The 21,073-nt window shown below is 59.9% G+C and carries 21 protein-coding genes; 13 read left to right on the forward strand and 8 right to left on the reverse strand.

The features are described 5' to 3' along the window. Positions 1 to 19 precede the first annotated feature (19 nt). The 10 genes from ACEWPJ_RS12610 (at position 20) to ACEWPJ_RS12655 (ending at position 8,807) form a co-directional block, all read left to right on the forward strand. On the forward strand, positions 20 to 475 hold the full coding sequence (locus ACEWPJ_RS12610; protein WP_416513450.1) for a universal stress protein: 456 nt from the start codon (positions 20 to 22) through the stop codon (positions 473 to 475). Between the two features lie 113 nt (positions 476 to 588). Further along, positions 589 to 1,149, forward strand: a complete 561-nt coding sequence (locus ACEWPJ_RS12615) for a NifU family protein (RefSeq protein WP_416513451.1) — start codon at positions 589 to 591, stop codon at positions 1,147 to 1,149. Continuing rightward, positions 1,139 to 1,762 (forward strand): tRNA (adenosine(37)-N6)-threonylcarbamoyltransferase complex dimerization subunit type 1 TsaB, encoded by a 624-nt coding sequence (gene tsaB, locus ACEWPJ_RS12620; RefSeq protein WP_416513452.1) that lies wholly within the window; start codon positions 1,139 to 1,141, stop codon positions 1,760 to 1,762. Before ACEWPJ_RS12615 ends, tsaB begins: the two co-directional genes overlap by 11 nt. Further along, positions 1,759 to 2,178 carry a GNAT family N-acetyltransferase gene (locus ACEWPJ_RS12625; RefSeq protein ID WP_416513453.1) on the forward strand — a complete coding sequence of 140 codons (420 nt, stop codon included), beginning with the start codon at positions 1,759 to 1,761 and terminating at the stop codon, positions 2,176 to 2,178. The genes tsaB and ACEWPJ_RS12625 overlap by 4 nt, the downstream gene beginning before the upstream one ends. A gap of 186 nt (positions 2,179 to 2,364) precedes the next feature. Next, the gene (locus tag ACEWPJ_RS12630) at positions 2,365 to 3,354 is read left to right on the forward strand and encodes a BMP family lipoprotein (RefSeq protein WP_416513454.1); all 990 of its coding nucleotides are present in this window, start codon (positions 2,365 to 2,367) and stop codon (positions 3,352 to 3,354) included. 9 nt (positions 3,355 to 3,363) lie between these two features. Further along, on the forward strand, positions 3,364 to 4,983 hold the full coding sequence (locus ACEWPJ_RS12635; RefSeq protein WP_416513455.1) for an ABC transporter ATP-binding protein: 1,620 nt from the start codon (positions 3,364 to 3,366) through the stop codon (positions 4,981 to 4,983). A 3-nt stretch (positions 4,984 to 4,986) separates the two neighbouring features. Next, on the forward strand, positions 4,987 to 6,081 hold the full coding sequence (locus ACEWPJ_RS12640) for an ABC transporter permease (protein ID WP_416513456.1): 1,095 nt from the start codon (positions 4,987 to 4,989) through the stop codon (positions 6,079 to 6,081). Then, entirely contained in the window at positions 6,081 to 7,046 is a 966-nt protein-coding gene (locus ACEWPJ_RS12645; RefSeq protein ID WP_416513457.1) for an ABC transporter permease, read from the forward strand. The genes ACEWPJ_RS12640 and ACEWPJ_RS12645 overlap by 1 nt, the downstream gene beginning before the upstream one ends. 85 nt (positions 7,047 to 7,131) lie before the next feature. Beyond that, a complete protein-coding gene (locus ACEWPJ_RS12650) occupies positions 7,132 to 8,049 on the forward strand; it encodes a sulfite exporter TauE/SafE family protein (RefSeq protein WP_416513458.1) in 918 nt (305 codons plus the stop codon). Continuing rightward, positions 8,046 to 8,807: a TIGR02186 family protein gene (locus ACEWPJ_RS12655; protein ID WP_416513459.1), complete on the forward strand. Its 762-nt coding sequence runs from the start codon at positions 8,046 to 8,048 to the stop codon at positions 8,805 to 8,807. The genes ACEWPJ_RS12650 and ACEWPJ_RS12655 overlap by 4 nt, the downstream gene beginning before the upstream one ends. Here the strand turns inward: ACEWPJ_RS12655 and ACEWPJ_RS12660 are convergent, their stop codons facing one another. The 6 genes from ACEWPJ_RS12660 to ACEWPJ_RS12685 all read right to left on the reverse strand — a co-directional run bounded on the left by ACEWPJ_RS12660 (position 8,808) and on the right by ACEWPJ_RS12685 (position 15,738). Continuing rightward, positions 8,808 to 9,545: an SDR family oxidoreductase gene (locus ACEWPJ_RS12660; RefSeq protein WP_416513460.1), complete on the reverse strand. Its 738-nt coding sequence runs from the start codon at positions 9,543 to 9,545 to the stop codon at positions 8,808 to 8,810. Continuing rightward, the gene (locus ACEWPJ_RS12665; RefSeq protein ID WP_416513461.1) at positions 9,538 to 11,073 is read right to left on the reverse strand and encodes an ATP-dependent DNA helicase; all 1,536 of its coding nucleotides are present in this window, start codon (positions 11,071 to 11,073) and stop codon (positions 9,538 to 9,540) included. Before ACEWPJ_RS12665 ends, ACEWPJ_RS12660 begins: the two co-directional genes overlap by 8 nt. Positions 11,074 to 11,114: 41 nt before the next feature. Continuing rightward, positions 11,115 to 11,750 carry an acyl-homoserine-lactone synthase gene (locus tag ACEWPJ_RS12670; protein ID WP_416513462.1) on the reverse strand — a complete coding sequence of 212 codons (636 nt, stop codon included), beginning with the start codon at positions 11,748 to 11,750 and terminating at the stop codon, positions 11,115 to 11,117. 83 nt (positions 11,751 to 11,833) lie between these two features. After that, positions 11,834 to 12,547, reverse strand: coding sequence for a helix-turn-helix transcriptional regulator (locus ACEWPJ_RS12675; RefSeq protein WP_416513463.1), 714 nt, complete (start codon positions 12,545 to 12,547; stop codon positions 11,834 to 11,836). A 366-nt stretch (positions 12,548 to 12,913) separates the two neighbouring features. Next, on the reverse strand, positions 12,914 to 14,200 hold the full coding sequence (gene ccrA / locus ACEWPJ_RS12680; protein ID WP_416513464.1) for a crotonyl-CoA carboxylase/reductase: 1,287 nt from the start codon (positions 14,198 to 14,200) through the stop codon (positions 12,914 to 12,916). Positions 14,201 to 14,334: 134 nt separating this feature from the next. Next, entirely contained in the window at positions 14,335 to 15,738 is a 1,404-nt protein-coding gene (locus ACEWPJ_RS12685; protein ID WP_416513465.1) for a 1-acyl-sn-glycerol-3-phosphate acyltransferase, read from the reverse strand. Positions 15,739 to 15,869: 131 nt separating this feature from the next. Here ACEWPJ_RS12685 and ACEWPJ_RS12690 point away from each other — a divergent pair, with 131 nt between their 5' ends. Next, positions 15,870 to 16,205, forward strand: coding sequence for a DUF1992 domain-containing protein (locus ACEWPJ_RS12690; protein WP_416513466.1), 336 nt, complete (start codon positions 15,870 to 15,872; stop codon positions 16,203 to 16,205). A gap of 43 nt (positions 16,206 to 16,248) precedes the next feature. Here the strand turns inward: ACEWPJ_RS12690 and ACEWPJ_RS12695 are convergent, their stop codons facing one another. Further along, the gene (locus tag ACEWPJ_RS12695; RefSeq protein WP_416513467.1) at positions 16,249 to 16,554 is read right to left on the reverse strand and encodes a putative quinol monooxygenase; all 306 of its coding nucleotides are present in this window, start codon (positions 16,552 to 16,554) and stop codon (positions 16,249 to 16,251) included. A gap of 100 nt (positions 16,555 to 16,654) precedes the next feature. Between ACEWPJ_RS12695 and ACEWPJ_RS12700 the strand changes: the two genes are divergently transcribed. Both ACEWPJ_RS12700 and ACEWPJ_RS12705 read left to right on the forward strand, forming a co-directional pair. Then, the gene (locus tag ACEWPJ_RS12700; RefSeq protein ID WP_416513468.1) at positions 16,655 to 17,008 is read left to right on the forward strand and encodes a winged helix-turn-helix transcriptional regulator; all 354 of its coding nucleotides are present in this window, start codon (positions 16,655 to 16,657) and stop codon (positions 17,006 to 17,008) included. 120 nt (positions 17,009 to 17,128) lie between these two features. After that, entirely contained in the window at positions 17,129 to 19,099 is a 1,971-nt protein-coding gene (locus ACEWPJ_RS12705) for a methylmalonyl-CoA mutase family protein (protein WP_416513469.1), read from the forward strand. 3 nt (positions 19,100 to 19,102) lie between these two features. On the opposite strand, the gene ACEWPJ_RS12710 is transcribed toward ACEWPJ_RS12705, so the two are convergent. Next, positions 19,103 to 21,040 carry a DEAD/DEAH box helicase gene (locus ACEWPJ_RS12710; RefSeq protein ID WP_416513470.1) on the reverse strand — a complete coding sequence of 646 codons (1,938 nt, stop codon included), beginning with the start codon at positions 21,038 to 21,040 and terminating at the stop codon, positions 19,103 to 19,105. Positions 21,041 to 21,073 lie beyond the last annotated feature (33 nt).

Genomic DNA, 21,073 nt, shown 5'->3' on the forward strand with positions numbered 1-21,073 from the left:
CGATTGAAGGGGGCATTTAATGCGCAAATTTCTGGTCGTGCTGGATGACAGCCGCGAGTGTCTGAACGCCATGCGGTTCGCCGCAATGCGCGCTGCCCGAACCGGCGGTGGGGTCGAAATCCTCGCCGTGATTCCGCCGGATGAATTCAACCACTGGATCGGCGTCGGCGATCTGATGCGGGAAGAGGCGCGCGAACGCATTCACGCGCATTTCGAGGTGTTCGCGAAGTGGATGCGCGACAAGCAGAATGTCGACCCGGAACTCGTGATCCGCCAGGGTGAGCCGGTTGACGAAATCCTTGAACAAGTGAACGAAGACCCTGAGGTCGGCGTGCTCGTGCTCGGTGCCGGGACTGACAAGAAGGGTCCGGGGCCGCTTGTCACGCAGCTTTCCAAGGCATCCGGCAGCCTGACGATACCGATTACGATTGTGCCCGGCGATCTGTCGAAAGAACGGCTAGAGGCGATTACCTGACCGCCCCTTGAAATTCACAGCTTTTCGCGCGACCTGACGCATCTTAGAACCATTCCAAATCTTGACATCGCGCGGGCCGGGGCGCATATCTGTGGCCCAGACGGAGGCCACTTATGTTTATCCAGACTGAAACCACCCCGAACCCGGCGACACTGAAGTTTCTGCCCGGTCAGACAGTTCTGCCGACCGGCACCGCCGATTTCCCGACGGCGGACAGCGCCGCCAGCTCTCCGCTTGCGCAGCGTATCTTTGCCGTGGACGGGGTTAGCGGCGTGTTCCTCGGGTCGGATTTCGTGACCGTGACAAAACCCGACAGCATCGAGTGGGATCACATCAAGCCCGCAATCCTTGGCGCGATTATGGAGCATTTCCAGTCCGGCCAGCCGGTGATCCAAGGCGGGACCGAACAGGCAGGTCACGCCGAACACGATGGCCCGGACGGAGAGATTGTAAGCCAGATCAAAGACTTGCTCGACACCCGCGTGCGTCCGGCCGTCGCACAGGATGGTGGCGACATCACCTTCCACGGCTTTGACAAGGGGATTGTCTATCTTCACATGCAGGGTGCCTGCGCAGGTTGCCCGTCTTCGACGCTGACGTTGAAGATGGGGATCGAAAACCTGCTGCGTCACTACATCCCCGAAGTGGTTGAGGTGCGCCCGGTTGCCGCCTGAACCGCTAACGCTTGGCTTTGACACATCGGCCGCGCATTGCGCGGCCGCTTTGCTATCCGGCGACAGCGTGATCGCTGAGGCGTTCGAACCGATGCAAAAGGGCCAGGCCGAACGCCTGATGCCGCTGCTGGAGGAGGTTTTGGCCAAGGGCGGCACCGAATGGCGCGATCTGACGACGCTCGGCGTTGGGATCGGGCCGGGTAATTTTACCGGCATCCGTATTTCTGTTTCCGCCGCACGTGGCCTCGCCCTTGCGCTCGGGATTCCCGCAGTCGGCGTTTCGCGGTTTGAGGCCGAGGCGGTCGATATGCCCCGCCCCATCGCGTCGCTGATCGATGCGCGGCGCGGGCAGGTTTACCTGCAATTCCTTCAACATGGCGGCGTGGAGCCGCCGCAAATGCTGCTGCGGGCCGATGCCGACGCGATGATCGCGGCCCGCAATGTGGGCGCGGTTGGCCTTGAACAGTCCGAGCCCGCCGTGCCGCTTGCCACCGGCATCGCCCGGTTGGCGCAGCAGCGTAGCAGCCTTAATCCCGGACGGCCCGCCCCGCTATATATTCGCGCCGTGGATGCGGCCCCGCCCCGCGATCCGGCACCTGTGATTCTGCCGTGACACCCGCCGCGCTGGCCAATCTGCACGCCCTTTGCTTTGAAACCCCGCGCCCGTGGTCAGAGGCGGAGTTTGCAGCGATCCTCACAACGCCCGGCACCTATCTTTGCGGTGACACGCACAGCTTTGCCCTTGGCCGCGCCATCGCGGATGAGGCGGAGTTGCTGACCCTCGCCGTATCGCCGGACAAACGGCGGCAAGGGCTTGGCGCAACCGTCCTTCGCGCGTTTGAGGCCGAAGCAATCAAACGCAACGCCACCCGCGCGTTTCTTGAGGTCGCCGCGAACAACGCCCCGGCCATCGCGCTATACCGCGCGCAGGGTTACCGCGAAGAAGGTTGCCGCCCGTCCTACTACAGAACCCCCGATAGTGCGCGAATCGATGCGCTGATCCTTAGCCGCGATCTGGCCGCTGATTGACGCGACGTCGCCTGCGAAAACACGCAGGCAGGGGCCCAGACTCTTTGGATCAAATGGCAGAAAGCTATTGACGCTCCGGGACCGCTCCGTCCTTAATTGCAGATGATCAGGAACGATCTGCTTGTAAAAACTTGGGGGTCCGCCGGGAAACCGCGCGCAGCCGCCTAAATCAATTGGGAGAGTATCATGTCATTGATGCGAACATTCTTTAGCGCCGCTGCAACGCTGGCGCTGTCGACTGCGGCAGCGGTTGCCGAACCTGCGGTCATTTTCGACCTTGGTGGGAAATTCGACAAATCCTTCAACGAAGCGGCCTACGAAGGTGCGCAGCGGTGGGCCGAAGAAACCGGCGAGTCGTTCCGCGAGGTTGAACTTCAGTCCGAAGCGCAACGCGAACAGGCACTGCGCCGGTTTGCTGAAGCGGGATCGAACCCGGTCGTGATGGCAGGCTTTGCATTCGCGTCTGCCCTTGAAACGGTTGCGCCCGACTTCCCCGACACGAAATTCGTCATCATCGACATGGTGGTCGAACAGCCGAACGTACGGTCTGTAGTGTTCAGCGAACACGAAGGCTCTTACCTCGTTGGTATGATGGCCGCGATGGCATCGGAATCCGGCACCGTCGGCTTTGTCGGCGGCATGGATATTCCGCTAATCTCCAAATTCGCCTGTGGCTATGTGCAGGGCGTCAAAGCCGTGAACGCGGATGCGACCGTGATCCAGAACATGACCGGCACGACCCCGTCTGCTTGGAACGACCCGGTGAAGGGTGCTGAATTGACCCGCGCACAGGTAAGCCAAGGTGCTGATGTTGTTTATCACGCGGCGGGCGGCACCGGCGTTGGCGTGCTGCAAGCTGCAGCGGACGAAGGGATCCTTGGGATCGGCGTCGACAGCAACCAGAACCACATGCACCCCGGTTCGGTCCTGACCTCCATGACCAAGCGCGTGGATGTCGCGGTTTACGATGCGTTCTCGGATGGTGCCGACCTTGAGACCGGCTTTCAGGTGCTCGGCCTCGAACAGGACGGTGTTGGCGTCGCGATGGATGAAAACAACGCAGACCTGATTACCGATGAAATGCAGGCCGCAATCGACGACGCGAAAGCCAAGATCATCTCGGGCGAGATCGCAGTGCATGACTACATGTCCGACGAATCCTGCCCGGTGATGTAAGGCACGGGAATGGCGCAAGACGCAAATTCGGGGCGGCAGGACACTGCCGCCCCAGCCATTGAACTTCGCGGCATCTCAAAAGCCTTCGGGCCGGTGCAGGCGAACAAGGATATTTCGATCTCTGTCGCCCCCGGCACGGTCCACGGGATTGTGGGCGAAAACGGTGCGGGCAAATCCACGCTGATGTCGATCCTCTACGGTTTTTACAAAGCCGACGCGGGCGAGATTTTTATCAACGGAGCCAAGACAGAGATTCCCGACAGCCAGGCGGCCATCGCCGCGGGCATCGGGATGGTGCACCAACACTTCAAACTGGTTCAGAATTTCACGGTTCTTGAAAATGTGGTGCTTGGCGCAGAAGACGGCGCCCGCCTGCGCCCATCGCTCGCCCGCGCACGCGCGCAATTGGTTGAACTCGCCCGGGAATACGAATTGAACGTCGACCCCGATGCGCTGATCGAAGACCTGTCGGTCGGTCACCAACAGCGGGTTGAAATCCTGAAGGCGCTTTATCGTCACGCCGAAATCCTGATCTTGGATGAACCGACCGGCGTGCTGACTCCGGCCGAGGCCGACCATCTGTTCCGCATCCTTCGCAACCTGAAGGACGAAGGCAAAACCATCATCCTCATCACCCATAAACTGCGCGAGATCATGGATGTCACCGACACCGTCAGCGTGATGCGGCGGGGCGAGATGAAGGGCACCGTCAAAACCGTCGACACCTCGCCCGAAGATCTCGCCGAACGCATGGTGGGTCGCAAGGTGCTGCTGCGGGTTGATAAGACCCCGGCCCAACCCGGCGAGAAGGTGCTTGAGGTTGAAGACTTGCGGGTCGTTGACGATTCCAACGTCGAACGGTTGCGGGGAATTTCGCTTGAGGTCCGGGCGGGCGAAATCCTTGGCATTGCGGGGGTTTCCGGCAATGGGCAATCGGATCTTCTGAACGTCCTTGGTGGCTATGAAGAGGCGACCGGATTGATCCGCGTCAATGGGCAAGAGATTGATCTGACCGGCAAGTATTCCGACGGGCAATCCCGCCGCGCCCGTGGCATCGCCCATGTGCCCGAAGACCGTCACCGCGAGGGGCTGATCCTGAACTTCGCCGCGTGGGAAAACATGGTGTTCGGCTACCACAACGACCCCAGCTACAACAAAAACGCGATCCTGATGGATAACTCGGCGATCCTGTCCGAAACCCAAGCCAAGATGAATCGCTACGACGTCCGCCCCCCGAATCCGCGCCTGATGGCCGAAAATTTCTCAGGCGGAAACCAGCAGAAAATCGTTCTGGCGCGCGAGATGGAGCGTGATCCGTCGCTCTTGCTGATCGGTCAACCGACCCGTGGCGTCGACATTGGCGCGATTGAGTTTATTCACCAGCAGATCATCGAACTGCGTGATCAGGGCAAGGCGATCCTGCTGGTTTCGGTAGAGCTGGATGAGATCATGTCGCTGTCCGACCGCATCGCGGTGATGTTTGACGGGCGCATCATGGGTGAACGGCTGCCGAGCGAAACCGATGAAAAGGAACTCGGCCTGCTGATGGCGGGCATGACATCCGAACCCGACGGCCCGATTGTCGATGCGATCGAGGCGAACCTCGACGCCGTCGCGAAGGAGCACTGAACCATGAAGCGTATGCCAAGATGGGCAGACGTCGCCCTTATTCCCGCGATCAATCTGCTGCTGGCCTTCCTGATTTCCGGGCTTGTGATCCTTGCCATCGGCAAAGACCCGGTCGTCGCGATCAAAACGATGGTTCAGGGGTCGTTTGGTGACACCCGCGCATGGGGTTACACGCTTTATTATGCAACGAACTTCATGTTCACGGGGCTGGCGGTCGCCATCGCCTTCCACGCGCGAATGTTCAACATCGGGGGTGAGGGTCAGGCGGCGATTGGCGGTCTTGGCGTTGCGCTTGTTTGTCTAGCGGTCGACTGGCCGCATTGGTTGATCGCCCTGCCGGCGGCGATCATCGGCGGCGCGGTGTTTGGCGCTGCTTGGGCCGCTATCCCTGCGTATTTACAGGCGAAACGCGGCAGTCACATCGTGATTACCACGATCATGTTCAACTTCATCGCCGCCGCGCTGATGGGGTATCTGCTGGTCAACGTGCTGAAAGAACCGGGCAACATGGCCGCTGAAACCCGCGACTTCCCGGCTGGTGCGCATCTGCCGACCTTCCACGAAATGCTCGCACCGCTCGGGATTGAGTTCAACAAGAACGCCCCCGCAAATGTCAGCTTTATCGTCGCAATCCTGTGTTGTTTCCTTTTCTGGATCCTGATGTGGCGCACCCGGCTTGGCTACGCGATCCGCGCCTTTGGCCATAGCGAAAGTGCCGCCCGCTATGCCGGGATTTCCCCGACCCGCATCATCATGCTGTCGATGCTGATTTCCGGCGGATTGGCCGGGTTGATGGCGATCAACAACGTGATGGGGGAAAGCGAACGGCTGATCCTGAACTCCGTCGAGGGGGCGGGTTTCATCGGAATCGCCGTTGCGCTGATGGGCCGGTCCCATCCGGTTGGCGTCGCGCTGGCGGCGTTGCTATTCGGGTTCCTCTACCAAGGGGGCGCAGAGCTCGCGCTGTGGGAGTCTATCCCGCGCGAGTTGGTCGTGGTCATTCAGGCGCTGGTGATCCTGTTTACCGGAGCGCTTGATGGCATGGTGCGAAAACCGGTCGAAAACCTGTTCATGATCATGCGGAAGGAGGACGCGTAATGGATTTTCTGACCATCCTGCAAATCCTCGATTCAACTGTGCGCCTTGCGACGCCGCTATTGCTGGCCTGCCTCGCCGGGCTATTCTCTGAACGCTCCGGCATCTTCGATATTGGGCTAGAAGGTAAGATGCTAGCCGCCGCGTTTCTGTCTGCGGCGGTCGCTGCGGCGACCGGCAATGTCTGGCTCGGCATGTTTGCGGGGGTCGGTGTTTCAATCATGCTCGCCCTGCTGCACGGGCTTGCGTCGATCACCTTCCGGGGCGATCAGCTGATTTCCGGGGTTGCGATCAACTTCCTTGCCGCGGGCCTGACCGTCGTCATCGGGCAAAGCTGGTTTGGCCTTGGGGGACGCACGCCGTCGCTGATGGGTCAGGGGCGATTTTCAAACCTCGAATGGCCGTTCGCGGACGCCTTGCGCGAGGTGCCTATGGTTGGCCCGTTCTATGCAGAGCTTGTGTCAGGCCACACGTTCCTTGTCTACATCGCGCTGCTGGCGGTTCCGGCAAGCTGGTATGTCCTGTTCCGCACCCGGTTTGGCCTGCGACTGCGGGCGGTCGGTGAAAACCCCGGCGCGGTGGATACGGCTGGCATCTCTGTGACCCGGCTGCGCTATACCGCCGTTATCATCTGCGGAGCGCTCTGCGGCCTTGCGGGGGCGTATCTTGCAACCGGTCTTGCCGCCGGTTTTGTCAAGGACATGACCGCCGGGCGGGGCTTTATCGCGCTTGCCGCGTTGATCTTTGCCAAGTGGCGACCGTGGCACGCGCTTGGCGCTTGTATGCTGTTCGGCCTGCTTGAAGCGATCGGCAACCGCTACCAGAATATCGACCTTCTTGGCGTCACACTTCCGGTCCAGTTCATGCAGGCGCTACCCTACATTCTGACCGTAGTGATTCTGGCCGGTTTCGTTGGCAAGGCCATCCCACCCCGCGCTGGCGGTGCCCCCTACGTCAAGGAACGGTAATTAAGGGCGCTATTGGCCCTGATCTGCTGCTTTTTTTGCGGTTCTCCCCGTTGAGTTCCCCTTTGAAGGCAGACTATGAAGGGCCATGCAGATCTACCTCCCCATAGCCGAAGTTTCGGTTAACGCATTCCTCCTTCTCGGCTTGGGTGGTTTGGTAGGGATTCTGTCCGGAATGTTCGGCGTCGGCGGCGGTTTTTTGATGACGCCGCTGCTGTTCTTTATCGGTATCCCGCCTGCGGTTGCCGTCGCGACCGAAGCGAACCAGATCGTCGCGTCGTCATTTTCTGGCGTTCTTGCACACCTGAAGCGAAAAACCGTTGACCTCAGGATGGGGACGGTCCTGCTGATCGGCGGGTTGATAGGCGCAGCACTGGGCGTGCAACTGTTCAACTTCCTTAAAAGTCAGGGACAGGTCGATCTGCTGGTGAAGCTTTGCTACGTCGTTTTCCTCGGCATTATCGGCGGGCTGATGTTCTTTGAAAGCCTGCGGGCGATCCGGCGGTCGCGCAAATCGCCGGGCACGACCGTGCGCAAGAAACACAACTGGATTCACAACCTGCCCTTCAAGGTGAAGTTCCGCACGTCCGGCCTTTATATCTCGGTCATTCCGCCGCTGATCGTCGGCGTTTTCGTTGGCGTTCTGGCCGCGATCATGGGTGTTGGCGGCGGGTTTATCATGGTGCCTGCGATGATCTACCTGCTGGGGATGCCGACCAAGGTCGTCGTCGGCACGTCGCTGTTTCAGATCATCTTTGTCACAGCCTTTACCACGCTGCTTCACGCAACCACGAACTATACTGTCGATATGGCGCTGGCGGTTCTGCTGTTGATCGGTGGGGTCATCGGCGCGCAGATCGGCACCCGGATCGGGACCCGCATGAAGGCGGAACAGTTGCGCATCCTGCTTGCGCTGATGGTTCTGGCGGTGTGCGGCAAGCTCGCGCTCGACCTGTTGCTGATGCCGAGCGAGGTTTATTCGATCGGGCACGGAGGGCACGGATGATCCTGCGCGCGCTGATCCTCCTGCTACTGACGGTCGTACCCCTTCGCGCGGACGAAGCCGTCATTGCCGGCCTTAGCCAGAACCGCGTGGCGATCACGGCGAATTTCGATGGCTCGGAGATTCTGATCTTCGGCGCGGTCAAACGGGAATCCCCCGCCCCAACCGACGCCCCGCTTGAGGTGATTGTCGCCGTTGTCGGCCCGTCCGAACCCGTGACCGTCCGGCGCAAGGAAAAGCGTTTTGGCATCTGGGTAAACACGGAGTCCGTTCTGGTCGACGCCGCACCAAGCTTTTACGCCGTCGCCACGACCAACCCGCTTGACGATATCCTAACCGATGTCGAAGACCTCAGGCACCGCATTTCGATTCCCCGCGCGATCCGCTCGGTCGGGGCTGCGTTTTCGGTCAGCGACGCGCCTGCGTTCAGCACCGCGATCATCCGCATCCGTAGCCGCAGCGGGCTATATCAAGTGTTGGAGAATGAGGTGGAGCTGACGGACGAAACCCTGTTCAACACCTCAATCGCGCTGCCCGCAAACTTGACCGAAGGCAACTACACCACCCGCATCTTTCTGACCCGCGGCGGCACCGTGGTAGATGCCTACGAAACCGTGCTGCACGTCAACAAGGTCGGGCTGGAGCGTTGGATCTATAACCTCGCCCATGAACGGCCACTGATCTACGGCCTGTTGTCGCTGTTCATCGCAATTGCTGCGGGTTGGGGTGCATCCGCCGCATTCCGTTATGTGCGCGGCTGATCACCCCCGCCCGACATGCGGCATCTTGGTCGCCATGACCGTCATGAACAGCACATTCGCGTTCGCAGGCAGCCGGGCCATGTTCCAGATCGCATCGGCTGCATCCTGAACATCCATCGTCGGCGGCTCCTCAGCGTCGGGATCCGCCGTTTTCACACGGTCGATCAAGTCCTCGACCAACTCCGTGCGGGCGTTTCCAATGTCGATCTGCCCGCAGGCAATGTCGAACGGACGCCCATCAAGGCTCAGGCTTTTCGTAAGGCCCGTCACCGCGTGTTTTGTCGTCGTATAGCAAACCGATGCCGGCCGCGGTGTCTGCGCCGATAGGGAGCCGTTATTGATGATCCGCCCGCCTTGGGGCTGCTGCCGCCGCATCTGACCAAAAGCAAGCCGCGCCGCATGGAACATCCCCCCAACGTTGACGTTCAGAACCTTGTTCCAATCGTCCAAAGATACTTCGTCAATTGGGGCAGAAGGGCCGAACATTCCGGCATTGTTAAACAACACATCAAGCCGCCCGGTGCGACGGACGAATTCGTCAAATGCCGCTTTCAGCGCGTCGGGGTTCGTTACGTCGGCTGGCAAGGCATGGGCGCCGGGATGGTCGGCGGCCATCGCCTCCAACGGGTCCGCCCGTCTTGCGATCAAGCCAACCTGCCAACCTTCGGCAAGGAACTTCTCTGCCGCGGCGCGTCCGATACCGGAACTCGCCCCTGTCACGAGTATTGTCTTAGCCATCGCCAGCCTCCTCCGCTGTCAACTCCAGTGGCGCGGGTTTTGCGCGCAAATCCTCTACCGATAACTCCGCCGTCGGACGCCCAAGCCGATTGCGCACGACCCAGAACAGCCGTTTTTCGGCCCGCGTGATTGCCACATAGGCCAGCCGTTTCCACAAGGGCTGCCCCGCTTCGGTCCGTCCCATACGGGCCGCCACCCACAGATCGGGGGCAAACACCTGCACGTCTTCCCACTGCGAGCCTTGCGCCTTGTGGATCGTCACCGCAGCCCCGTGCAGAAACGCAGCGCCCATTCGGGCCGCGAAGGGGATGAAAGGCTCCTCCTCGTCCGGGTGTTCGATCTTGATGATCGACGCTGCGCTGACCCGAGGGTCTTCGGCGCCGATCACGTGTAGCCGGGAAAAACCGGGCTTGTTGCCCGGCCCCAAATACACCACCTGTGCGCCTTTGATCAGGCCGCGTGCTTCGAGGTCGATCCGTTTTTTGCGGTGCTTCAGCGGCAGCTCCAGCCCGTCGCAGATCAGCGGCTCTCCGGGCAACAGTTCAGTCGCCGGTGCGTCATAGGCCGCGCGAAACGCCTGGATCAGCTTCACACGTGTCACATTCCGCCACACAAGAACGGGAGATCGCGCCATCAGATCGCTTTCCACCCGCTGCGCCATTACGATCCGGTCGTCCTTGGCGGCAAAGTCTTCGATCATCCGCTCAAACGCTTCAAACCCGACACTGTCATCGCCAAGCGCATGGGCGAGGTCGAGGATCGGGTTGTCCTGCGTCTGCCGGTGGACGCGGTGCAGCACCAGCTTGCGGGCGTCCTTGAACTGGTCAAACACCATCTGGCCCGATTGCCCGACCGGGGCCAACTGGGCCGGATCGCCGAACAGCACGAGGGTCGGAAAAATCTCTTTCAAATCCTCGAACTGCTTTTCGTCGAGCATGGAACTTTCGTCGACGAATCCGATATCCAGCGGGTCTTCGCGCCGCTTCCAACCCGTGATGAAGTCCGAACCACGCAGACCAGCCGCAGCAAGTGCGCCGGGGATCGACTTGTTGATCGCATAAAACGCCGCTGCCCGGTCAAGCGCTGCTTCGGTCAGCCCTTCGATCTCGGGCTTCGTGCCATTCCCGGCAAGCCAGTCCGCGACCTTTTCGTATTCCGGGTCATAGACCGGCGTGTAGAGGATGCGGTGGATCGTCGTCGCGGGAACGCCGCGGTTGCGCAGAACGCTCGCCGCCTTGTTCGTCGGGGCAAGGATCGCCAGCGTCCGCCGATCCTTGCGCTTGCGACCCTCGTAGTCGCCCGACACGACGTCAACGCCTGCCTCTTGCAGCGCTTCGTATAGCTGGGCGAGCAGTAGGGTCTTGCCCGACCCCGCCTTACCGATCACCGCGAGGACGCTTGATTTGCCGTCCGACATTGGCGTCAGAAGCGCATCGTCCAGATCGACACCAGCGCTGCGCAACAGCTCTGTCACACGGTCGTAGGCATCCGCCTGATCTTCGGAAAACGTGACGCTCGGTTCGCTCATGCGGCGACCCTACCCCGCCAGTTGGCGGGGTTCCAGCGCGATCAGCCTGTGGCGGAAAGCGGTAGGTCGACAGACCCAAAGGCGCGTTCAAACCACAGCTTTGATACCTCTGCGGAGATGCCCGCCTTCTTAAGTAACCGATCCCGCACCGGCGTGCCGAATTCCCACAAGCCAACGCTGATTTCGTCGCGCCCTTCGCCGTCAGAGCCGAGGATCGTCGGCCCCCAGCCAAGACGGCGATAGATCCGCACCATACGGCTGTCGAATACGCCAACCGCGTGTTTCAAATGGAATCCAACGCCGATTTCCGCGCCACCCAGCATCAGCGCTGCCGAAACCCGTGTTTCTGCCCCGCGCGACAGACAGAAGCGTGTGCATTCCCAGACAAGCGGGCTTTTGATCCGAACGCCGCCGGTCAGATGCCGGAAGTGATCGTTCACCATGGTTCGCCCAACCGTCGGCAGGAACCGCATCGATCCGCCATGCCCGCCATCCGCATGCTGCCAGATCACATAGAGTGGGTTGATGACGTCGTATTGGTCCCGCTCCTCCCCGCTACTGGTGACGTTAACCTCCCACCCCAGCCGGTTGTGGAATTGGTCCGCTCGATCCCGGAACATCGTGTCGCGCAGTTTCGGAAATGCGTTGAGTTCGTCACCATAGATATATCTGAGCATTGGGGGCCTCCATCCGTGTTACGGACTCAGGCCTAGGAACAAATGGTGAAGATTTTAGAAACAAGTCGCGGAATGGCCCCAATTCAGACCACAAGCAGCCCTTTGACCATCGCGCGGGCGACCGCATGGGTGGTGTTCGTCGCCCCCAGTTTGTAGCGCGCGCTTTCGATGTAGACACGCAGTGTATGCTCGGAAATCGCGAGGCTTTCGGCAGCGTTGGCGCGATTGTATCCCATCGCGAGCAGCGTCAGCGCATCGGTTTCGCGTGGCGACAGCGATTGCGCGGGCAATTCATCTGTTCCCCGCTCAATCTCAAGCGCTTTTTGATTGATGAAATGCGCGACGAGAATCAGGTCGCGGATATGCGCCTCTGTCAGACGGCTCCATTCCTCGTCAGAGCAGCGATGATTGACAGTGAAAAGCGCGAATTGCCCGTTCGGGCCACGGATCGGAACGGAGAACCCCTGATTGCCTAGATCGCATTCCAGCGCCTCGCCCAGAAAGACGCGGGCGTTTTTCGATGACCAGTCAAGCCGCTTCCAATCGACCGGGTGAAAGCGCTGGTAGCAGCCCAGCACAACCGGATCGATCCGTGCGTAATCCTCTGCCAGATATTGCGACACCCATTCGTCGCCATAAGTCAGGGCCGCATATTGCTGCCCCGTGCTGTTCACGGAATGGTAAACGATATGCTCGACCTGATAGAGATCGCGCAGGCTGAGGATATGGGATTGCAATTGATCAAGCGTTGTCGCCTGATCAAGACATTCGATGAAGGCCTCTAGCTTTCCCTGCATCGTTTAAGGCTGACCCCAACTCACCTTTTCTGTCGGACGTTAGTTCGGACGCTGCCACCAGCTTTGTATCGTCCAACTGCTCTGCCAGAACGGAGAACCCGTTATTATGGGCAAAGTTCCTGAGGTCCGACAGAACGTCCAATATCCATTCATTCTTCATGCTCGACTCTCATTTAGAGTAGTTAACAACTGATTAACACAACCCTACCACGAACAGACTTTCTCAATATATTCGCAGAATTCAACTCCCCCAAAATAGCGAGGCGGGGGTTAATAAGCCGTTGAACGGATTTCGGCCGGCAGAAACGAAATCAGCCGGCGAGTTCACCCCGCCGGCTGATCCAATATATTCAGGCTTGGAAGGCGTTAACTTCCTGCTTCCAGCACATCTTCCAGTGTGCGCAGCCCGGTGGTCGGCGCCTGCACCAGAACCGCCATGTTGCCGGGTTTGTGTTCGTTCCTCAGCATCTTCACATGCGCCGCCGGGATTTCTTCCCACGGGAAAACCTCGGACATACAGGGATCGATCCGACGCTCCACCATCAGTTTATTCGCCGCAGCGGCCTGTTTCAGATGGGCGAAGTGGCTGCCTTGAATGCGCTTCTGGTGCATCCAGACGTATCGCGCGTCCATGGTCAGGTTATAGCCGGTGGTGCCCGCACAAATCACAACCATACCGCCTTTCTTGCAGACGAAGGTCGAGACGGGAAACGTCGCCTCGCCCGGATGTTCAAACACCATGTCGACGTTGTTGCCCTTGCCGGTAATCTCCCAGATCGCCTTGCCGAATTTGCGAACTTCACCGAACCATTGCTTGTATTCGTCGGTGTTCACCTTCGGCAATTGACCCCAACAGTTGAAGTCCTTGCGGTTGATGACACCCTTCGCGCCGAGGCTCATGACAAACTCTCGCTTGTCTTCTTCGGAGATCACACCAATCGCGTTGCCGCCCGCCGCGTTGATAAGCTGGATCGCAAAAGAACCCAGACCGCCTGACGCGCCCCAGACCAGCACGTTCTGGCCGGGTTTCAGCGTATGCGGGCGGTGCCCGAACAGCATCCGGTATGCCGTGGCAAGCGTCAGCGTGTAGCAGGCGCTCTCCTCCCACGTCAGGTGCTTCGGCCGTTCCATCAACTGTTGCGCCTGAACGCGGGTGAACTGCGCAAACGACCCGTCCGGAGTCTCATACCCCCAAATCCGCTGGCTGTCGGAATACATCGGATCGCCGCCGTTACACTCCTCGTCGTCGCCATCATCCTGGTTACAGTGGATCACGACCTCATCGCCGACCTTCCAGCGTTTCACCTTGTCGCCAACCGCCCAAACGATCCCGGAGGCATCGGACCCCGCGATATGATATTCGGCCTTATGCACGTCAAACGGGCTAAGTGGGATACCAAGACCGGCCCAGACACCGTTGTAGTTCACGCCCGCCGCCATCACCAAAACCAGCACGTCCTGACTGTCGAGCTTCGGGATATCGACGACTTCGACCTGAAAAGACTGATCCGGCTCCCCATGACGTTCGCGCCGGATGGCCCACGCATACATCTGCTTTGGCACATACCCCATCGGAGGGATTTCACCCATGCCATAAAGGTCTTTTTCCGGTGCCTCGTAGCTGGCGATCGCCGGGTCCGTATCCAATGCCATCCTGTAAACTCCATACTGGTCTTCGTGCTTTGCCGCATCGCAGAATCAATGCGGCGTTTACGCTGAGATAGATGTCGAAACGTAATTATGCAACCACAAACGGGTCGATTTTGTAATTTTATGACCCAATGTTTCTAGGATGTCGGCATCAATGCCGCAGGTGCATCTATTGGCTCCGCCAGCAAATGCGCGATGGAGGCGGCATAGAATGTGATCGCCGCGCGTTCGTCGGGATTCACGTTGTAAACGCCGTCTTGTTCCGTCACCATGCCGCGCAGCACCAGCATACGCAGGCCGACTTCGGTTGCGTAATCCGCGCTGTCACGGGGCAGATGCACATAAGCGCCGTGTTTCGACAGGCGCACGATCGTCTCCGCCACTTTCGCCGCCATATCATCACGTATCATGCCCGCGTCGGTCTCTGCCAACACGGTTGCAACCAGCGGCACGGGCAGAACCGGCAGCACGTCGCGGATACGTTCCATCAGGGCGTGGCCGACCTCCTCCGCCCGGTGTTTGCCGTCACCGATAAACGCATCCAGCGACAGCGGGTCGCCGAAGCTGACGGCAGCATAGCCGAACCGGTGATAGCGCCCGGTCAGCTTGAACCGGATCTGTCGCCCGACAAAGCCGAGCATTTTTAAGATATGGAATTTGAACTTCCGCTCGCCCTGCTCTGCCGCTTCCAGCAGCACGCGATCCTCAAGCACCCGGTCGTAGTTGATCGCCACCGGCACAAAGACCACGTCCCGCCCCTCGCCCGGCGTGAAATCCGAAAGGATGTAGCTGAGCAGACCCAGCTTTGGCTCTCCCACGGTGCCATCAAGGCTCAGGCCGCCTTCGGGAAACACCGCCTGCGCCACACCATTCGCCGTCGCAAGCTGCACATACCGCGCAAGCACCCGGCGATAGAGCGTATTGCGCGACTTCCGCCGAATAAAATACGCGCCCATCGCCCGGATCAACCCGCGCAAGGGCCAGACCTGCGCCCATTCACCAACCGCATAGGACAGCGCCGACCGCTCCGCCGCAAGATATGTCACCAGCACATAATCCATATTGCTGCGGTGGTTCATCACGAATACGACCGTCGCCTCCGGGTCGATCTTCGCGATGGCGGTTTCGTCGTAATAGCCGAGCCGAACCCGATACAGCGCGCGCGATACCCAACGGGCCATGCGGATCGCGATTCCGAAATAGGCCGAGGCGCTGAACGATGGCACGATTTCCCGCGCATATCGCCGCGCCTGTTCGAACGCGACGTTTTCCGGCACGCCTTCAGTCTTGGCGTGATGGGCGACGGCCTCTATCACCTTGGGGTCGTAAATCAGTCGCTGGATCATGTCGTGCCGCCGCGCCAGCTTGAATGGCTGGATCGGACGCTCCAACCGTTTGTTCAGTTCCGAAACCAACCTCTCTGCCCGCCGTCGAAAAAACCAGCGCACCGACGGAAACAGGAAATGCGACGCAAAGGTGACCGCTGCAAAAAGCACGATCAAAACCAGAAGCCAAAGCGGGATTTCAACCAGTTGAGTCATCCGAACGACCCTTACATCAAAAGCGCTGTGCGTAAATCGTCAATCGATCTGCAGGTTCTCGAAAGGCGCGCCTTTGGCGCGATCAGTGCCGGGCCGGTTGCGGCAACCGGTGCAAGCTCGTAGGTTTACCCATGATCCGCGGCATCCGAAATCTGATCGAACGGCAAATCCAGAAGGCCCGTCTGGAAGGCAAGCTCGACGGTCTGGAGGGCGAAGGCAAACCCCTACCCCACCGGCCCGAGGAAGCCTTTGTCAGCACCGCCGACGCCGCCGGCTTTCGCATCATGGCCGAAGCGGGCGTGCTGCCCGAAGAGATCACGATCAAGAAACGAATCGCCGCCCTACGTGCGCATCTCAAGACCCTCACGGACGAACCGGACCGCAAGCAAGTCATGGCAGAACTCGCCAAACTTGAAACCCGCTATGGCATCGCAACCGAGGCCAGGAGGAAGTTTCTGAAGGAGTGAGGGGCGTGGTCGTCTGCCCGCTGCGCAATCCGGCCTGCTGTCGTCAGTCAGTCAGCCGCTCGTAATGCCGCATTTCTTCAATGTCATTTAGATAGGGTTTGATGTGAGCGAAGAACTCCCTGAACTCCTGACTGCCACGGAAGCCCTTTAAGTGGTCATCAGCAGAGGTCCATTCGATACGCAAAACGAACTGCTCCGGCTCCTCAACACATTGGCACATATCAAACGACATCGCATGTGGCGACGCCAGTAGCGGCGAGGCGGCCGCTTTGTAGTCTGAGATAAAATCACTCTGTCGACCGATGTCGATTTTATATCGAAGGTATTCAACAATCATTGCATTCTCCATTGATCATTCAGCTCGCAACGTGGGGCCATTGGCATGTCTGCCCGGCCTTCTCTATGATCAGATCAGCACAATCTGACCCTGCACAAGAGGTTACAAAAAGGTGACTGCCGGCCGAGACGACCAGAAACTGTTCGATTGCCCCGCCCTATCCGCGCTGAAAGTCATATCGGGCAAGTGGAAAACCCGCATCCTCTGGCTACTGCGCGAACGACCATATCACTTTGGCGATCTTAGGCGGACGTTGTCGGGCGTCTCTGCGAAGGTTCTGACTGAGCAAATTCAGCAACTTGAGGATGCCGGAATCGTCCTTCGGCGCGAAATTACGCGGAATGGCGTCACGTTTGCCGACTATCAATACAGCGATTACGGGCGAACACTGATCCCCGTTCTCGACTCTCTGGGAAACTGGGGACTGACGCACAAAGCGGATGCGGAACGCGCAAACACCCGATAATTGCCGCTGTTCTAATATTCATCACCTCACGCCAATCTTTTTGCAGTGCAGCATCTTGCCGCGCAAGATTATTCCGATTAGGTATGCCGAAGGATAATTTAGTTACCACGGATTGACTGCATGACTGACCTACCCGCCCGCGATCGACCTTGGCTTTTCCGCACCTATGCCGGGCATTCCACGGCCAAGGCGTCGAACGAGCTTTACCGGAATAACCTCGCCAAGGGGCAGACGGGGTTGTCTGTCGCGTTCGATCTGCCGACGCAGACGGGCTATGACAGCGATCATCAACTTGCGCGCGGCGAAGTCGGCAAGGTCGGCGTGCCGATTGCGCATCTGGGTGACATGCGGATGCTGTTTGATCAGATCCCGCTGGATCAGATGAACACGTCGATGACGATCAATGCGACGGCGCCGTGGCTGCTGTCGCTCTACATCGCCGCCGCCGAGGAACAGGGGGCGGATATCTCTGCCCTGCAAGGCACGGTTCAGAACGACATCATCAAGGAATATCTAAGCCGCGGCACCTATGTCTGCCCACCCGCGCCGTCGCTCAGGATGATCACCGACGTCGCCGCCTACACGCGGGAACATCTGCCAAAATGGAACCCGATGAACGTGTGTTCCTACCATCTGCAAGAGGCTGGCGCGACACCGGAGGAAGAGCTTGCCTTCGCCCTCGCCACCGCCACTGCCGTGCTGGACGACCTGAAAGGCAAGGTGCCCGAAGAGCACTTCCCCGCCATGGTCGGACGCATCAGCTTCTTCGTGAACGCGGGTATCCGTTTCGTCACTGAAATGTGCAAGATGCGCGCGTTTGTTGAGCTTTGGGATGAAATCACTCTGCAACGCTACGGGGTCGAAGATCCAAAGTTCCGTCGTTTCCGCTATGGCGTGCAGGTCAATTCGCTCGGCCTGACCGAACAGCAACCGGAGAATAACGTCTACCGCATTCTGATCGAAATGCTGGCCGTGACGTTGTCGAAGAACGCCCGCGCTCGTGCCGTACAGCTTCCCGCATGGAACGAAGCGCTCGGCCTCCCACGCCCTTGGGACCAGCAGTGGTCGCTTCGGATGCAACAGATTCTGGCCTATGAAACCGACCTTCTGGAATACGAAGACCTGTTTGACGGCAACCCCGCCATCACCCGCAAAGTCGAGGCGCTGAAGGATGGCGCGCGGGCAGAGCTGTCGCAGATTGACTCAATGGGCGGCGCGGTCGCTGCCATCGACTACATGAAATCGCGGCTGGTGGAATCGAACGCCGACCGCATTGGCAAAATCGAAGGTGGCGAAACAACTGTCGTTGGCGTCAACCGTTGGACAGAGGCGGCGGAAAGCCCGCTGACCTCCGGCGATGGCGCGATCATGGTGGCCGACAAGGACGCCGAGGCGGACCAGATCGCCCGCCTTCGCGCGTGGCGCGACACCCGCGATACTGCTGCCGTTAACGCTGCCCTCAACGCCCTGCGCGCCTCTGCGAAATCCGGCGAAAACATAATGCCTGCCAGCATTGCCGCTGCCAAGGCCGGAGCCACAACCGGCGAATGGGGCGATGTCGTCCGCGCCGCCTTTGGCCAGTATCGTGCGCCGACGGGGGTTAGCAAGAACCCCTCAAACCGGACCGAAGGACTTGAAGAAATTCGCGCCCAAGTCGATGCGGTCAGCGATAAGCTTGGTCGCCGCCTGAAATTCCTCGTCGGCAAGCCGGGCCTCGACGGACATTCCAACGGCGCCGAGCAAATCGCCGCCCGTGCCCGCGACTGCGGGATGGACATAACCTACGAAGGCATCCGCCTCACGCCCGAAGAAATCGTGACCGCCGCGCGGGAACAGGATGCGCATGTCGTCGGACTGTCGATCCTATCCGGGTCGCACATTCCGTTGCTTGAGGAATTGATGGAGCGGATGAAGGACGCTGGCCTCGGACACATCCCTGTCGTCGCGGGCGGCATCATCCCGGAAGACGACGCCGCGCGGCTGCGCAAGATGGGCGTTGCCCGCGTCTACACCCCAAAGGATTTCGAACTGAACCGCATCATGTTCGACATCGTCGCGCTGGTGGACCCGAAGGCTGTCGCGGCGGAATAATCCCTAGGGCTTCTTCCGACCACGTTTTGGCACGGCACTTCCGCCCTTCATGTCCTGCGCTTGCAGACCGGCGCGACGGGCCTTATTTTTCTTGCTATTCGGCTTCCCGACCGGCGTCACAAGCTTCGGCTTTCCATCTTGAGTTTTCCGTTTTTTCAGCGGTGTCACAACACCTTCCGGGCGCTCGGGCTTCGGTTCACGCGGGAATTTAGGCTTCGACCCCGGCGCGCCGGGCTTCGGCTTTTTCTTCCGCGGCGCGGGCGCATCGTCCCAGTCAATCGGAGCCGCAGCGCCAGAACGGCGACCCTTCGGCTTGCGATCCTGCGGCTTCGGCGGCGACCCACGCCGCTGTTCCGTCACGATTGTCGGAGGGGTATCAAGCTTCGTCACCTTTGCCCCGGCCTCAACCACCATGTCATCGCCAAGCGCGTCAAGGAAACCCTCAACACTCGACAGCTTAATCTCAAAATACGACTGATCCTGCTGCACCCGGATCGCGCCGATATCGTCGTTCGTCAGGTTCCCGGCCTTACACAGCATCGGTAACAAGCGCCGGGGCTCTGCATTTTCCTTGCGCCCGCCAGTGATCGAAAACCAAACGCTTGGCCCAAAGGTACCGCGCTGCGACGGAGCCTTCTGCCCACCGCCCGCAGGTGCCAACTCTTCCGGTGCGGACTGGCGACTACCGTTCAGACGCACATAGGCCGCGGCGATCTGTTCGGCGCTGAATTGGCCGACCAGCTTTTCAACCAAACCCCTGTCCGCCTTCGCCACCGGTTCGTGCCACGCGGGATCGGCCAACATCCGGTCTTCGTCCCGACGGCGGATTGCGTCAGCGGATGGGGCTTCACCCCAAGTCGGCGTGACCTTTGCGCCTTGCAAAATCCGCTCTGCCTTGCGGCGAAACTGCGGCGGCACGATCAGTGCGCTGACGCCTTTGCGCCCGGCGCGACCTGTCCGGCCCGACCGATGCAGCATCGTTTCGTGGTTCGACGGAAGCTCTGCATGAACGACCAGATCGAGATTCGGCAGGTCAATCCCCCGCGCCGCCACATCAGTCGCGACACAAACCCGCGCCCGCCCGTCCCGCATCGCTTGCAACGCGTGCGTGCGCTCGGTCTGCGACAGCTCACCGGATAGCGAAACGACCGAAAAGCCGCGATTGGACAGCCGCGCGGTCAGACGGTTTACCGTCGCCCGCGTGTTGCAGAACACCAGCGCATTCGGCGCTTCGTAGAACCGCAACACGTTGATTATCGCGTTTTCACTGTCACGTGGCGCGACATTCATCGCCAGATATTCGATATCCGCGTGCTGGGATTTCTCAGCGGTCGTCGTCACGCGCACCGCGTCGTTCTGATAGCTTTTCGCAAGGTTCGCGATACCACGCGGCACGGTGGCCGAGAACATCAGTGTGCGGCGTGTTTCAGGCGCTTCGCCCAAGATGAACTCCAGATCCTCGCGAAACCCGAGGTCAAGCATTTCATCAGCCTCATCCAGCACCACGGCGCGCAGCCCGCTCATGTCGATGGACCCGCGCATGATGTGGTCGCGCAACCGCCCCGGCGTCGCCACGACGATATGTGCCCCGCGCCCCAGCGCCCGACGTTCGTCGCGCATATCCATGCCACCCACGCAAGACGTTACGACCGCCCCCGCCTTGGCGTATAACCACGACAGTTCGCGCTGGACCTGCAAGGCCAGCTCCCGCGTTGGCGCGATAATCAGGGCGAGAGGGGATGCAGCCTTGGCGAAGCTCTCTGCATCGGCCAACAATGTCGGCGCGATCGCAAGGCCAAAGCCGACAGTCTTGCCCGATCCGGTCTGGGCAGACACCAGCAAATCGGCATTGGCCAAGGCAGGGTCAGTCACCGCTTCTTGCACGGGGGTTAGGGCGGTATATCCGCGATGTTCGAGGGCGTCGGCGAGGGCTTGTTTCACGATAGGGATTTTCTGCAGTTAGGACGCGCGGCG

The organism is Aliiroseovarius sp. YM-037 (assembly GCF_048060095.1).
In the GTDB taxonomy this organism is placed as follows: domain Bacteria; phylum Pseudomonadota; class Alphaproteobacteria; order Rhodobacterales; family Rhodobacteraceae; genus JBLUOA01.

Bases quoted from the DNA above. Each gene is read 5' to 3' on its own strand.
- ACEWPJ_RS12645 (WP_416513457.1), top strand. From the start codon at position 6,081: ATGGATTTTCTGACCATCCTGCAAATCCTCGATTCAACTGTGCGCCTT.
- ACEWPJ_RS12690 (WP_416513466.1), top strand. From the start codon at position 15,870: ATGATCCGCGGCATCCGAAATCTGATCGAACGGCAAATCCAGAAGGCC.
- ACEWPJ_RS12695 (WP_416513467.1), bottom strand. From the start codon at position 16,554: ATGGAGAATGCAATGATTGTTGAATACCTTCGATATAAAATCGACATC.
- ACEWPJ_RS12630 (WP_416513454.1), top strand. From the start codon at position 2,365: ATGTCATTGATGCGAACATTCTTTAGCGCCGCTGCAACGCTGGCGCTG.
- ACEWPJ_RS12640 (WP_416513456.1), top strand. From the start codon at position 4,987: ATGAAGCGTATGCCAAGATGGGCAGACGTCGCCCTTATTCCCGCGATC.
- ccrA (WP_416513464.1), bottom strand. From the start codon at position 14,200: ATGGCATTGGATACGGACCCGGCGATCGCCAGCTACGAGGCACCGGAA.
- ACEWPJ_RS12660 (WP_416513460.1), bottom strand. From the start codon at position 9,545: ATGGCTAAGACAATACTCGTGACAGGGGCGAGTTCCGGTATCGGACGC.
- ACEWPJ_RS12615 (WP_416513451.1), top strand. From the start codon at position 589: ATGTTTATCCAGACTGAAACCACCCCGAACCCGGCGACACTGAAGTTT.
- ACEWPJ_RS12635 (WP_416513455.1), top strand. From the start codon at position 3,364: ATGGCGCAAGACGCAAATTCGGGGCGGCAGGACACTGCCGCCCCAGCC.
- ACEWPJ_RS12670 (WP_416513462.1), bottom strand. From the start codon at position 11,750: ATGCTCAGATATATCTATGGTGACGAACTCAACGCATTTCCGAAACTG.
- ACEWPJ_RS12610 (WP_416513450.1), top strand. From the start codon at position 20: ATGCGCAAATTTCTGGTCGTGCTGGATGACAGCCGCGAGTGTCTGAAC.
- ACEWPJ_RS12685 (WP_416513465.1), bottom strand. From the start codon at position 15,738: ATGACTCAACTGGTTGAAATCCCGCTTTGGCTTCTGGTTTTGATCGTG.
- ACEWPJ_RS12650 (WP_416513458.1), top strand. From the start codon at position 7,132: ATGCAGATCTACCTCCCCATAGCCGAAGTTTCGGTTAACGCATTCCTC.
- ACEWPJ_RS12665 (WP_416513461.1), bottom strand. From the start codon at position 11,073: ATGAGCGAACCGAGCGTCACGTTTTCCGAAGATCAGGCGGATGCCTAC.
- ACEWPJ_RS12675 (WP_416513463.1), bottom strand. From the start codon at position 12,547: ATGCAGGGAAAGCTAGAGGCCTTCATCGAATGTCTTGATCAGGCGACA.
- ACEWPJ_RS12655 (WP_416513459.1), top strand. From the start codon at position 8,046: ATGATCCTGCGCGCGCTGATCCTCCTGCTACTGACGGTCGTACCCCTT.
- ACEWPJ_RS12705 (WP_416513469.1), top strand. From the start codon at position 17,129: ATGACTGACCTACCCGCCCGCGATCGACCTTGGCTTTTCCGCACCTAT.